Annotated in this window: 12 protein-coding genes; 8 read left to right on the top strand and 4 right to left on the bottom strand. The window is 62.9% G+C overall.

The features are described from left to right. Nucleotides 1–120 precede the first annotated feature (120 nt). A complete protein-coding gene (locus tag R4P65_RS05410) occupies nucleotides 121–633 on the top strand; it encodes an Lrp/AsnC family transcriptional regulator (RefSeq protein ID WP_269590737.1) in 513 nt (170 codons plus the stop codon). Here R4P65_RS05410 and R4P65_RS05405 read toward each other — a convergent pair. After that, nucleotides 621–2,165 carry an MFS transporter gene (locus R4P65_RS05405; protein WP_317825732.1) on the bottom strand — a complete coding sequence of 515 codons (1,545 nt, stop codon included), beginning with the start codon at nucleotides 2,163–2,165 and terminating at the stop codon, nucleotides 621–623. The two genes, R4P65_RS05410 and R4P65_RS05405, sit on opposite strands and share 13 nt — an antisense overlap. 56 nt (nucleotides 2,166–2,221) lie before the next feature. Here R4P65_RS05405 and R4P65_RS05400 point away from each other — a divergent pair, with 56 nt between their 5' ends. Continuing rightward, entirely contained in the window at nucleotides 2,222–2,857 is a 636-nt protein-coding gene (locus R4P65_RS05400; protein WP_317825731.1) for a TetR/AcrR family transcriptional regulator, read from the top strand. Nucleotides 2,858–2,860: 3 nt separating this feature from the next. Here R4P65_RS05400 and R4P65_RS05395 read toward each other — a convergent pair whose 3' ends face one another. Beyond that, a complete protein-coding gene (locus R4P65_RS05395; protein ID WP_317826128.1) occupies nucleotides 2,861–3,841 on the bottom strand; it encodes an adenylate/guanylate cyclase domain-containing protein in 981 nt (326 codons plus the stop codon). Between the two features lie 326 nt (nucleotides 3,842–4,167). Here R4P65_RS05395 and R4P65_RS05390 point away from each other — a divergent pair, with 326 nt between their 5' ends. Next, nucleotides 4,168–4,896 (top strand): DUF6319 family protein, encoded by a 729-nt coding sequence (locus R4P65_RS05390; protein WP_317825730.1) that lies wholly within the window; start codon nucleotides 4,168–4,170, stop codon nucleotides 4,894–4,896. Nucleotides 4,897–4,970: 74 nt separating this feature from the next. Then, nucleotides 4,971–5,627 carry a S1 family peptidase gene (locus tag R4P65_RS05385; RefSeq protein WP_317825729.1) on the top strand — a complete coding sequence of 219 codons (657 nt, stop codon included), beginning with the start codon at nucleotides 4,971–4,973 and terminating at the stop codon, nucleotides 5,625–5,627. 13 nt (nucleotides 5,628–5,640) lie between these two features. On the opposite strand, the gene ilvD is transcribed toward R4P65_RS05385, so the two are convergent. Then, nucleotides 5,641–7,335, bottom strand: a complete 1,695-nt coding sequence (gene ilvD / locus R4P65_RS05380; RefSeq protein ID WP_317825728.1) for a dihydroxy-acid dehydratase — start codon at nucleotides 7,333–7,335, stop codon at nucleotides 5,641–5,643. A 142-nt stretch (nucleotides 7,336–7,477) separates the two neighbouring features. Between ilvD and R4P65_RS05375 the strand changes: the two genes are divergently transcribed. The 3 genes from R4P65_RS05375 (at nucleotide 7,478) to R4P65_RS05365 (ending at nucleotide 10,882) form a co-directional block, all read left to right on the top strand. Continuing rightward, a complete protein-coding gene (locus R4P65_RS05375; protein ID WP_317825727.1) occupies nucleotides 7,478–7,819 on the top strand; it encodes a hypothetical protein in 342 nt (113 codons plus the stop codon). 103 nt (nucleotides 7,820–7,922) lie between these two features. Continuing rightward, a complete protein-coding gene (locus R4P65_RS05370) occupies nucleotides 7,923–9,611 on the top strand; it encodes an alkaline phosphatase D family protein (protein ID WP_317825726.1) in 1,689 nt (562 codons plus the stop codon). Continuing rightward, a complete protein-coding gene (locus R4P65_RS05365) occupies nucleotides 9,608–10,882 on the top strand; it encodes an alkaline phosphatase family protein (RefSeq protein WP_317825725.1) in 1,275 nt (424 codons plus the stop codon). Before R4P65_RS05370 ends, R4P65_RS05365 begins: the two co-directional genes overlap by 4 nt. Here the strand turns inward: R4P65_RS05365 and R4P65_RS05360 are convergent. Next, nucleotides 10,879–11,436, bottom strand: coding sequence for a TIGR03086 family metal-binding protein (locus tag R4P65_RS05360; RefSeq protein WP_317825724.1), 558 nt, complete (start codon nucleotides 11,434–11,436; stop codon nucleotides 10,879–10,881). The two genes, R4P65_RS05365 and R4P65_RS05360, sit on opposite strands and share 4 nt — an antisense overlap. 101 nt (nucleotides 11,437–11,537) lie before the next feature. Between R4P65_RS05360 and R4P65_RS05355 the strand changes: the two genes are divergently transcribed. After that, the gene (locus R4P65_RS05355) at nucleotides 11,538–12,533 is read left to right on the top strand and encodes an aldo/keto reductase (RefSeq protein WP_019745276.1); all 996 of its coding nucleotides are present in this window, start codon (nucleotides 11,538–11,540) and stop codon (nucleotides 12,531–12,533) included. Nucleotides 12,534–12,559: the final 26 nt, after the last annotated feature.

Genomic DNA, 12,559 nt, shown 5'->3' with positions numbered 1-12,559 from the left:
AGTCCTTCAAAGGTTGGGTAGTCAACGGAGGTAGTTGAAAGTAGACACAGCGCCGGAATGCGAAGATGGTGGCACTATTTTGTAGACAATTTGCATAGTTGAACGACGAGTGGAGCAGACGTGAATCTCGACGCAGTGGATCTGGCTCTGTTGGACGCGATGAACAAGCACCCGAGAGCCGGTGCGTTGGAGCTTTCGCGTCAGGTCAAGGTTGCGCGGGCGACAGTGCAGGCGAGATTGAAAAGGATGGAAGATGCGGGCGTCATCGCCGGATACGCGCCGCACATCAATTTGGCTGCAGCGGGTTTCGGAGTACAGGCATTCGTGACTTTGCAGATCGCCCAGGGGGCGCTCGACACCGTCACAGCGGAACTCGAGGCAATCCCCGGTGTGCTCGAAGCCTTTGCCACCACCGGCTCCGGCGACGTGCTGTGCCGGATTGCCGCTGCTTCGCACGAGGATTTGCAAGCGACGCTGCTCGAACTGAATCGGTCGGGGATAGCCACCCGGTCGACCAGCGTCATGGTTCTCTCGGTGGTGGTACCGCTCCGGTCGATGCCCCTGCTGCAGACGTTGCAGTCGAAGCAGGCGACCAAGGCCCCGGCGTATCGACGAGGCGGTCAGTCTCGCTGACGACCCGGAGCCCAGAATCCCAGAACGATCGCGGATACCCACATGATCGCGGCGAGTGTGAGTGCTCCTTGGTCCATGCCTTTGATGAAGGCTTCACGGGCGAAGTCGGCCAACTGGGCACCCTGCGGCCCGGCTGCTTCGGCGACGTGGAGAGCAGCGGCCAGAGAACCGGAGACCGGTTCCTTGGCCGGTTCGGGTAGCAAGTCGACCGCGGGCTGGACGTGATTTCCGTAGCCTGCGGCGAGGATACTTCCCGCCAGTGCAACGCCGATGGCGGAGCCGATCTCACGGGTTGCGTCGTTGACTGCTGATGCAACTCCCTGTTTGGAGTCCGGTGCGTTGGAGACGATGGCAGCAGTTGCGGGGGTTGTCGACAAACCCAATCCAATGGCGGCCACTACCAAGGGAACACAGACTTCGGCATAGGTCGAATTGGCGTCCAAGCGAGTCAGGAGTGCAATTCCGGTTCCGAGGAAGGCGACTCCGGTGGCGGTGAGGGCGCGTAGACCGATACGCGGAATCATCAGGGGCGCAACCACGGACAGGGCCATCACCGGCACGGCGATCGGCATGAGGGCTAGCGCCGATTGCAGGGGGGAGTAGTCGAGTACCAGTTGCAGATACTGCACGATCAGGAAGAACAGGCCGAAGGTCGCCAGGAACTGCAGGGTCAGTGACGCTGCGCCACTGCCGAATGCGCGATTGGCAAACAGTCTGACGTCCAGAAGTGGATGGCGAGTGCGTAATTCGACCCAGCTGAAGACTGCCGTCATGGCAATTCCGCCGATCAGCAGAGCAAGAACCACCGGATCGAACCAACCACGGGCGGGTGCCTCGATCATCCCCAGGACAAACAGTCCGATCGAGCCGGCAATCAGTGCGGTGCCTGGAAGATCGAGTGGAGTTGCCTCCGAGTCCTTCGACGTCACGATCGTGAACGATACTGCGAGGATCAGGACGGAGACGACGGCCAGGCTGACGAATATCGAATGCCACGACCACTTTTCGAGGAGCAGGCCGGAGACGACCAGTCCGGCGATTGCACCGGACCCTGCGACGCCGGACCAGACTCCGACGGCGCGGGCACGCTGCGCCGGCGGGAAACCTGCAGTGAGTAGAGACAACGTCGCCGGCATGACAAATGCGGCGCCGACGCCGGAGATCACGCGGGAGAGGATGATCCACGACGGTTCGTCCGCGAGGACCGGAATCGACGAGCCGGCAGCAAAAACAAGTAGTCCGAACATGAGCAGTTCGCGTCGACCGTAACGATCGCCGAGCGCGCCCGCCGGCAACAAGAGACAAGCCAGCGTGAGCGTGTACCCGTCTACGATCCACGTGAGCTGGCTTTGTGTTGCACCGGTATCGCGGGCCAAGTCGGGAAGGGCCGTGTTGAGCGCGGCCATCGCTGCGACGACCAGCGCGACGGCGCAGCACGCGACCGTCAGCATCCAGATCTGTCGGATGGTCCACGTGGACTGTTCGAGCGTCGTATCGCTACTCACGAAACCTCCCGATAGAAACAAGACCATCAGTATTGTTACAAGACCAGCAGTTCCACAACCCCCAAGTGGGTATAACTGAAGTTGTGACGGTGGGAATCGACAAGCAGGGAAACGACGAGGACCCGCGCAAACAGCGTTCCAGGTCCAGGTTGCTCGACGCAGCGACCAAGCTGCTGGCAGAAGGCGGCGTCGACGCCGTGACGATCGATGCCGTCACCAAGTTGGCCAACGTCGCCCGTGCGACGCTGTATCGCCATTTCGACAGCGGCACGGAGTTACTCGCCGCGGCATTTGCACGTCTACTACCGCCCGTGCCGGAGATGTCCGGTGAAGGCGATCTCCGCGCGCAATTGCTCGAGTTGTTGACCAGTCAGGCCAAGGCCATCGAAAGCGCACCGATCCAGGTGACGGCGATGTGCTGGCTCGGCTTGGGGCCGGAGCTGAAGGGTTACTCGAGCGTCGATGCCCTGTCCACGGACAAGCCCGAATTGCGATCGCTGCGCCAGACGGTTTTCGAGCAGTACCGTCACGCGTTCGATCGGATCCTGCGCGCGCCGGACGCGATCGACGCGTTGGGGGAGTACGACTACGACGTCGCACTTGCTCAGTTGGTCGGACCTTTGGTGCTCACCAAGCTGGCCACGCTGACGCCTCTCGGGGAGGCTGCGTGTGAGCAGATCGTAGACGACTTTCTGGCTGCACGCGGAGTGTCGAGCTGACGCTCACGGCTCCAGGTTGCGTCGTAGCACGTACTGCTCGAGGCGGTCGATGCCGCGCACTCGTCGCGGACGAAGGTGTCGCAGTTTGAAATTGGCGTCCGAGCCGAGCTGGGTGGCCAGCTCTGAGTCGATCAGCACGGTGCCGGGACGAGCGGAGCTGGTGAGGCGCGCGGCCTTGTTGACCACCGAACCGTAGAGATCTCCGAAGCGAACCAACGTCGGCCCCATGGCCAGACCCACCCGAAGCTGTGGATCGTCGTGATCGGCGAGGACGGCTTGTTGGATCTGCAAAGCGATCTCGGCGGCGTGGTGGGGACTTTCGGCGGCAAACATGACTTCGTCACCGACGGTCTTGACCACCCAGCCGTAGTTGCGCCCGATGATTTCGGTGGACGCCGACTCGAACCGCTCGAGCAGATCGTTGAGTTCGGCGGAGTCGAGGCCGCGGGTCAGCGAGGTGTACCCGACGATGTCGGCGAAACCCACGACCAGAACACGACTCGCGACTTCTTCGCCCGGGTTTCCCACGTTGCGGCCCGTCGACGACGCGACGTGGCGCTTCCAGACGTACGTCTGGAGTGATTCGACAGCGGGAATGATTTCGGCGCCCAGACGTAGAACGACATTTCTGATGGCGTCGGGTTCGTGATCCACCGAGTCCGCAAGCTGATCGATGATGTGGGTGCTGATCAGCGAGACCTGCCACTCCGCCAACCTCGACATCGACTGTCCGAGAGAACGAGCGGCTGCCACCTCACTGTTCTGCGAGATGACTCCTCGATTGACCATGTCGATGATCGTCTTGAGTGCGTTGGCGTCTTGCTGGGTGAACATGACCGCGTCGGGATCCTCGTCGACGGCAAAGCCCATCGCGACCCACAAACGATCGGCACGCTCGCGTGTCACACCGGCGAATTCCGCGATCTGCGACTGCGTGAAGCAGCGCGGTCCGCCGAGGAGGGACTCCTCGATGTCGGCTTGAATTCTGCTGAGTAGATGAGCATCGACGTCGACCGGATCAGCAGTGTGAGGTTCGGCAGCGTGAGATTCAGAAGGTGCGGGTTCGGTGACCTCGTCGATCCACTCTGACTCCGAACTGCTCACCGTGCTCCTTCTTGCCGCAACGAATTACTGTCCACCATCTTCCACGCGGTGCCCCGAGAACAGTACTGAATCGGCTGAACCGCCTCCGAATCCTCGGGCTCATGCGGGCGGTGAGAGCGAACACGTCGGTGGCTTGTGCAAGAGTTGCCCCGAGAAAAGCACTATCGATACTGAAATGCACCACATTCTTCTGAAAGGACTTGCGCATGCCACCCCGTAGACGTTCCGGCGCTGCCGCATCAACGCCGGATCACCTCACTGCGGAAAATCTGGCAGCGCTCGCCACGGCTGTCGCCGAAGGCAAGCGCGCCACCGTCTATCTGCGCGAGGCAACCCCCAGCCTGGGGATCGAAGCCGGTACCTCGGCGAAAGTCGTGTCGGTGGACGGCAATACCGTGCTCATCCGCCCCAAAGGTGTCAACGACGAATTGCCTTTCGAGGCAGAAGAATTGCGCATCAACCGTGTGTCCGCGTCGCCGGCCAAACCGGCGCCGCGGCCTAAACCAGTTGTGGAGTCCGAACCCTTGATGGAGCCGATGGAGCCACTCGTAGAGCCCGTTCGGCCCAAGCCCCGGGCACAGTCTGCACCCGCCCCGGTGTCGACCGCCCCGGCTACTCCTGCCGCGACACCTCGCCCGGCCGTCAAGCGTGCGAAGAAACTGCCCGCCGGCATCAGCGTCACCATCCATGCGGGTGCGGACAACGATTGGAGTGTGACGGTCACACAGGGCGCGAAGCGTCCGGGCAAAGCGGTTCCGGTCGCACCCGATGCAGTCGAGCGAGCTGTCCGCGAGTTGGGTGAGCCCACCGCCATCGAAGCCGTCGAGTCCATCATCGTCGCTGCGCGAGACATGGCTGCGGCGCGAGTCGACGAGTTGAGTCGTCAACTCGAAGAGGCTCGCAAGATGCTCGAGGCGCTCGGAGCTACCGACTAGAACCGCTGCGTAAGTCTCCACTTTCCGGGGTATGCGTTTTTTGCAGCGGGGAGATTACCGGCGGAGAGATTGTGATGTTGCAGCGAATTGTTTCGGCTCTGGCAGCGTTGGTCTTGGCACTCGGACTCGGCTTCATCGTCAGCAGTAACGCGGTTGCTGCACCCACGCCCATGGGCGGTGGTTCGGGCATCATCATCGACAACCAGTTGGTATGTACGTTGACCACCATCGGTCATGACAACAGCGGCAGACTTGTGGGCATCACCGCAGGTCACTGCGGTGGCCCTGGATCTTCCGTGATCCCGGAAAGCAATGAGGGCGCGGGCGTGGTCGGCACGTTCGTCGAGTCGAACCCGGAGCTGGACTACGGCGTCATACAGTTCGATCCGGGCAAGGTCACGCCAGTTCGAACGGTGGGCGCGGCCACCATCACCTCGATCGGCGCTCCGGCCAGCTTCCCGGCCACAGCCTGCAAGGAAGGCCGTACGACGGGCACCACCTGCGGCGTCGTCTGGGGAGACCTGAGCGCAGACGCATCCACCTGGACTCAGATCTGCGTCGACCACGGTGATTCGGGAGCTCCGGTCACGGTCGGTACGACACTGGTCGCGATGGTGAACGCCTATCTCTGGGTGCCGTGCCTGGGGCCGGAACTCGGCACCAACATGACCTCCATCGTGGACACGATCAATGCCCACGGAGGAGTTGGCGCCGGGTACCGGCCCATCTAGCAGCGGGCTGGGATCAGCCGCACACTGCTCCACCCGAGGCTGATCCCACGAGCTTGGAGTACTTGGCCAGCACACCGCGCGTGTAGCGAGGCGGCAACGGCTCCCAGCCCTTCTTGCGGGCTTCCAATTCGGAATCGTCGACCAATAATTCGAGTTGTCCGGTACCCACGTCGAGCCGGATCTGATCGCCGTCACGAACGAACGCGATGGGACCGCCGTCGACGGCCTCGGGCGCAACGTGTCCGACACACAGGCCGGTGGTGCCGCCGGAGAATCGTCCGTCCGTCAGCAGCAGGACGTCCTTGCCGAGACCCGCACCCTTGATCGCGCCCGTGATCGCCAGCATCTCGCGCATTCCGGGGCCGCCCTTCGGGCCCTCGTAGCGGATGACGACAACGTCACCACCAGTGATGGTTCCGTCTTCGAGTGCGTCCATTGCGGCGCGCTCGCGTTCGAAAACCCGTGCAGTTCCGGTGAATACGTCGGATTCGAATCCGGCCGACTTAACGACTGCTCCGCCGGGAGCGAGCGACCCCTTCAGGATCGTGATGCCTCCGGTCGGGTGAATGGGCTTGTTCATCGCCCGCAGAACCTTGCCGTCGGGATCGGGCGGGGTGATGTGCGCCAGGTTCTCCGCCACGGTCTTGCCGGTGACGGTCAGGCAATCTCCATGCATGAGTCCCGCGTCGAGCAATGCCTTCATGATGACGGGGACGCCGCCGATACGGTCGACGTCCGTCATGACGTGCTTTCCGAAGGGCTTGACGTCGGCGAGGTGCGGGACCTTCGCGCCGACGCGAGCGAAGTCGTCGAGCGTCAGCGGGACGTACGCTTCGTGCGCGATCGCGAGGAGATGGAGCACCGCATTGGTGGAACCGCCGAAAGCCATGACCACCGCGATGGCGTTCTCGAACGCCTCCTTGGTGAGGATGTCCCTGGTGGTGATGCCTCGACGCAGGAGCTCGACCACGGCTTTGCCGCTCTCGCGGGCGAATCCGTCTCGGCGACGGTCCGGTGCGGGTGGTGAAGCGCTGCCGGGCAGCGACATTCCCATGGCCTCGGCGGCGCTGGCCATCGTGTTTGCGGTGTACATGCCGCCGCACGCGCCTTCGCCCGGGCAGATCGCTCGTTCAATGGTGTCGACGTCGGCGCGGCTCATCAGCCCACGCGAGCAGGCGCCCACGGCCTCGAACGCGTCGATGACGGTGACTTCGCGCTCGGTGCCGTCGGAAAGCTTCGCGACGCCGGGGAGAGTGGAACCGGCGTAGAGAAATACGCTGGCCAGGTCGAGGCGGGCCGCCGCCATCATCATGCCGGGCAACGACTTGTCGCACCCGGCAAGAAGAACCGATCCGTCGAGGCGTTCGGCCTGCATGACGGTCTCGACGCTGTCGGCGATCACCTCGCGAGAGACGAGGGAAAAATGCATGCCCTCGTGACCCATCGAAATGCCGTCGGAAACGGAGATAGTGCCGAATTCGAGAGGGAACCCGCCGGCTTCCCGTACGCCCTCCTTGACGGCCTTGGCCAGGCGATCGAGGGACAGGTTGCACGGCGTGATTTCGTTCCAGGACGAGGCGACGCCGATCTGCGATTTGACCCAGTCGTCGTCGCCCATTCCTACTGCACGCAACATGCCGCGCGCTGCGGTCTTTTCGAGTCCGTCGGTGACGTCACGACTTCTGGGCTTGATGTCGGGTTCGGTCATTTTCCAAGCATAGGCGTCAGCGGGGTGTCTTTCCGGCAGACGAGCGACTCGAGTTGCCCACAAACGTTGTCCGTCGTGAATAGACTCGTCGCATCGCAGTTGGGGCTGAGTGTGCAGGTGATTGACGTACAGGGGGATTCACGTGGAGTCGGAACCGACTTCGGCTTTCGGATTTGCAGTTCTGGCCGCCTTCTTGACCGGTAGTGGTGTCTTCCTGGTCGTTCTGACGGTTCTGCACGAGATTGCCCGGTGGAAGGGGCGCTTCGTATCGGTGTGGGTGACTTTCTTTGCTGCACTGCTGACACTGCCCGTGCTGTTCGGTGCGTTGATCGCCGGCTATTCCGCGTTCTCCGAGGTCGACGGGTCCGAGGCTCTGATTCCGCCGGCGTTCTGGATCCTGATCGCGGCCGGGGGCGCACTCGGCGGTTACATCGGAGTCAAGGTCGGTGTGGTTCGAGGCTCGGCCCTCGACTACCGGTTGTGAACGGGATCGACTCGATCAAACTTCCAGAGAAGCGCAGGCGAAGCCTGGGTGAACATCCCGAAGCTCTCTTGAACGGCTGTTCAGGTGCGGGTTCACTCCTAGCGTGCACACGAATGCCTTCGATCGAATATCCAGACGTGGCCTGCTGCAGGGATCGGCGGCCCTCGCCGGCGCAGTAGGTCTCGGTGTCGCTTCGGCGAGCCACGCCGGTGCTGAGGTTCCGGGTGGCAGCCCGGGCTTCGCGCACGGCGTGGCATCCGGCGACCCGTTGCCGGATGCGGTGATCATCTGGACCCGCATCACCCCGACGGCAGACGCGACGCCCGGTTCCGGCGTCGGGCCGGCGGTGACGCTCAATTGGCAGGTCGCGACCGATGAGGGGTTCGCGAGCGTCGTTGCGTCCGGAAGTGTTGCTGCTTCGGCAGATTCCGATCACACCGCGAAGGTCGACGTCACCGGCCTCGATTCGTCGACGGCGTACTGGTACCGATTCACTGCGGGTTCGGCCGTTTCTCCGGTGGGCCGCACCCGCACGGCTCCGTCGAACTCGGCAGATCTTGATCGTCTCCGCTTCGGCGTGGTGTCCTGCTCCAACTGGGAGGCGGGGTATTTCGGTGCCTATCGTCACCTCGCGTTTCGCGAAGACCTCGACGCGATCATCCACCTCGGTGACTACATCTACGAGTACGGGCAGGGGGAGTACGGCGCGAGAAACGGATCCGTTCGCCTTCACGAGCCGGCCCACGAGATCATCTCGCTGGCCGACTACCGAATTCGGCACGCGCAGTACAAGACCGACCCGGATCTGGCAGCTCTGCACCTGAAGCTCCCGTTCATCACCACGTGGGATGATCACGAATCGGCCGACAACGCGTACCTGGACGGCGCCGAAAACCACACTCCCGGTGTCGAAGGTGACTGGGCTGATCGAAAGGCGAACTCGGCCAAGGCATATTTCGAGTGGATGCCCGTCCGCCCGTCGGGTAGTGGTTCGAATGTTCAGCTGTATCGACGGTTCCGCTTCGGGAATCTGGCCGAGATCTCGATGCTGGATCTGCGTACCTACCGTGACGAGCAGCCGACGATGAAGCAGGTCGACGATCCGTCGCGCACCATTACCGGACGCGCACAGATGGATTGGTTGACCAACGGAATCGTCACCTCCCCGACGCAGTGGAAGATCGTCGGCAATCCGGTCATGATCACGCCGTGCGTGTTCCCGCCGCTGGAGCCGGCGACCACCTCGGCGTTGACCGAACTGGTGGGAGTGCCGCAGGCCGGTGTCCCGTACAACACGGATCAGTGGGACGGGTACACCGCCGACCGCACCAGGCTTTTCGACGCGATCACCTCGAACGGTGTGGACAACACCGTTTTCATCACCGGTGACATCCACACGTCGTGGGCGTGCGACCTACCGACCAACGCCGCCAACTATCCGGGTGGGACGACCGTCGGCGCCGAGTTCGTCGTCCCGTCGGTGACCTCGCCCAACATCGACGACATGCTGAAAGTGCCGCCGCGCACGGTAACCGTTGCGGCAGAAGAGGCATTCAAGGCCGTGAACCGACATGTGCGGTACGTCGAACTGGATTCGCACGGCTACGGCGTATTCGAAATCGCCCGCGAAGGTACTCAGATGGACTGGTACTACGTCGACGATCTCACCAATCCGCAGAGCAATGCGCACTACGCCGTGAGCTACCGTCTACCGGCAGGCGCGGGCAGTAGAGTCTCACCCACCTCGGCCGCCCTCGATCAGGCCTCGTACCGACCAGGAGTCGACCAGTGAGTATCGAAGTTTCGCGTCGTAGCGTTCTGATCGGTGGAAGTGTTGTTGCGGGAACGGCTTTGCTCGGAACGCCGGCTCGTGCGAGTGTTCCCACCAGCGCCGGAATCCCAGACCTGGACGTGCATGTCATCGTCGTCGACGGCATGCGTCCGGACGAATTGCGATCGGAGCTCACCCCGACGCTGACCGGGCTTGCGGTCGGCGGTATTCACTACCCGGACGCCAGCGCCATCCCGATCGCGGAGACGCTGCCGAACCACACCGCGATGATGACGGGAGTGCTGCCGGCGCGTTCGGGCGTACCCGCCAACTCCGTCTACGATCCGTCCATCGACAAGAAGCGCGACCTCGATCGGCCTTCCGACCTGCAGACCTCGACGGTTCTGGATCGGGTGCGTACCGAACTCGGATTGACCACTGCGAGTGTGCTGTCCAAGCGCTACCTGCACGGGCTGTTCGGTGATCGCGCCTCACTGGTGTGGGATCCTCAGCCGCTTGTTCCTGGTACAGAGCATGCGCCGGACAACTTCACGATCGACGCCCTGATCCGTATCGTCGGTGGGAACTCGCCGCGACTGTCGTTCACGAATCTCGGTGACGTCGATCGCGTCGGCCACCTTGATCTGTCCGGTCCGTCCATCCGTATCGCCCGCACCGCCGCACTTCAGAACACCGACAGCCAGGTTCGCCGCTTCGTCGACTTCCTTCACGACACCGGTCGTTGGAATCGGAGCATTCTGATCGTGTTGGCAGACCACTCCATGGACTGGTCGGAGCCCGCGAGGCTCATCGGCCTGGATCGACCGCTGAACGCGGACCCGTTGCTGGCAGGCAAGATTCGGATCGCCCAGAACGGTGGTGCAGACCTGATCTACTTCATCGGACCCGATGGCGAACGGGTGGAAGCCGTCAGCCGGATTCAGCAGATCGTGGACGGAGTCGACGGCGTCGAATCCAGCCACCTTCCGGCCGAATTCGATCTCGGTACCAATGCCGGTGACGTCGTTGCGTTTTGCGCTCAGGGTTGGCGATTCAGTGATCCGACTCCACTGTCCAACCCGATTCCCGGCAACCACGGTCACTTCGTGACACTGCCCATCCCGTTCTTCCTCAGTGGTGGGCATCCCGCTCTCGACGGCGGACGGAAGATCGACACGCAGGCTCGCACGATCGACGTCGCGCCGACGGTTGCGGCTCTGCTCGGCCTCGGTGCACCTGCCGGTGGTTGGGACGGCGTCGCCCGCACAGCGGGTGTGTCGCTGAACGTCTAGCGAGGGTCGCGACCGGTCAGGGCAATCAGCCTGTCCTGCAACGACGCATCGTCAGGAAGTTCGACGGGAGCGGAGAACAGCCCGCTCTCGGCGAGCATGTCGCGCTGCCCGTCGAGGTCGGACCAGACGGCCTCGACGAGGTCGGGATCGAGTCGCTCGTCCCCGCCGACCGCTCGCGCGAGATCCCAGGTGTGGATCGTGACGTCCGAGGTCTGTTGGCGTAGATACGGTTCCACCTTCACCGTGCCGTACGAGAGGTGAACGTGGGCACTGAGGTCCGTCGATTTCCACGCCTTGATGGCGGCATCGGAATACTTCTGCCATTCCGTCCACAGATCGTCCCCGACGGGAACGATGTCCGGAGTTGCCTCGCCGACAGTCAGTCCGGCCAGGAGCGGCGGTACCCACTGCTGCTCCTCGATGACGTGGCGAACAAGGTGTTCGACCTGCCAGTCGGAGTCAGGCGTGGGTGCGTTCCAGTCCTCGACTGCGGCGAGTCGTGAACCGAATTCGCGGTGGGCGGTGAGCACGAGTTCGAGCCAATCGAATGCCATCACTCGAGGGTAACCCGATCAGCGTGACGTTAATCGGTGCGTGAGGCGTCGATTCGGTGAAGACTGTCGAGGTTGTCGCTTAGCCGAATCGAGGAGATTTCATGACCGTCCCCACCGTCACTCTGGCCGAAGGTCTCACCGTCAGTGCCCAGGGATACGGCGCGATGTCCGTCGCCCCTGTCTACGGCCCCGTTGATCCGGCCGAGGCGCTCGCCACGTTGCACCATGCGGTGGACATCGGGATCACGTTTATCGACACCGCCAACGTGTACGGCGAGGGCTCGAGCGAGCGTGCGGTGGGAGAGCTTCTCAAAGACCGCCGGGACGAAGTGCAGTTGGCGACGAAGTTCGGTCTGGTCGGCAACATCGCCAACGGTCAGCGCGGGATCAACGGAGACCCGGCCTACGTACCGCAGGCACTCGACGAGTCTCTGGGACGACTCGGCGTCGATCATGTCGACCTCTACTACTTACACCGGGTCGACCCGAACGTCCCGATCGAAGACACCGTCGGCGCGATCGCAGAGCAGGTGAAGGCGGGCAAGGTCCGCAACATCGGCCTGTCCGAGGCGACCGGCGATGAACTGCGTCGTGCGTACGGGGTGCATCCGATCGCGGCGATCCAGTCGGAATGGAGCATCTGGAGTCGGGACGTCGAGAACAAGGTAGTACCCACCGCCGCGGAACTCGGAGTCGGATTCGTGCCCTTCTCACCTGTGGGCCGAGGCTTCCTGGCGGGATCGTTCGATGCGGAGACGCTCGGTGACAACGACCTGCGCCGACGCTTCCCACGCTTCTCGGACTCCGCGCTACCTGCTAATCAGAAGGTTCTCGACGTGGTCCGCGCCGTCGGTGAGGAGCTCGGCGCGACGCCTGCACAGGTTTCCCTGGCATGGCTCGATGCCAAGGGCCGGCAGTACGGGTTGCCTTCTGTTTCGATTCCCGGCACGCGGTTCGCTGCACGAGTCACCGAAAACGCCGGAGCGTTGGACATCGTTCTGAGCGAAGACCAGATCGCTCGCCTCGACTCCCTCGCCGCGATTACGGAAGGCTTCCGTTCAGCAGATTTGAATTGGGTCTCTCAGGGCCGCGAATAATCATGTCCTGAGCCTTGCGAAAGACA

This window comes from Rhodococcus sp. IEGM 1318, assembly GCF_033142465.1.
Lineage (GTDB): Bacteria > Actinomycetota > Actinomycetes > Mycobacteriales > Mycobacteriaceae > Rhodococcus_F > Rhodococcus_F qingshengii_B.
This window is presented reverse-complemented; position numbering and strand designations above follow the sequence as displayed.

Excerpts from the sequence above, each read along its gene's own strand:
- R4P65_RS05405 (WP_317825732.1), bottom strand. The coding sequence starts at position 2,165 with ATGGTCTTGTTTCTATCGGGAGGTTTCGTGAGTAGCGATACGACGCTC.
- R4P65_RS05390 (WP_317825730.1), top strand. The coding sequence starts at position 4,168 with ATGCCACCCCGTAGACGTTCCGGCGCTGCCGCATCAACGCCGGATCAC.
- R4P65_RS05385 (WP_317825729.1), top strand. The coding sequence starts at position 4,971 with ATGTTGCAGCGAATTGTTTCGGCTCTGGCAGCGTTGGTCTTGGCACTC.
- ilvD (WP_317825728.1), bottom strand. The coding sequence starts at position 7,335 with ATGACCGAACCCGACATCAAGCCCAGAAGTCGTGACGTCACCGACGGA.
- R4P65_RS05360 (WP_317825724.1), bottom strand. The coding sequence starts at position 11,436 with ATGGCATTCGATTGGCTCGAACTCGTGCTCACCGCCCACCGCGAATTC.
- R4P65_RS05355 (WP_019745276.1), top strand. The coding sequence starts at position 11,538 with ATGACCGTCCCCACCGTCACTCTGGCCGAAGGTCTCACCGTCAGTGCC.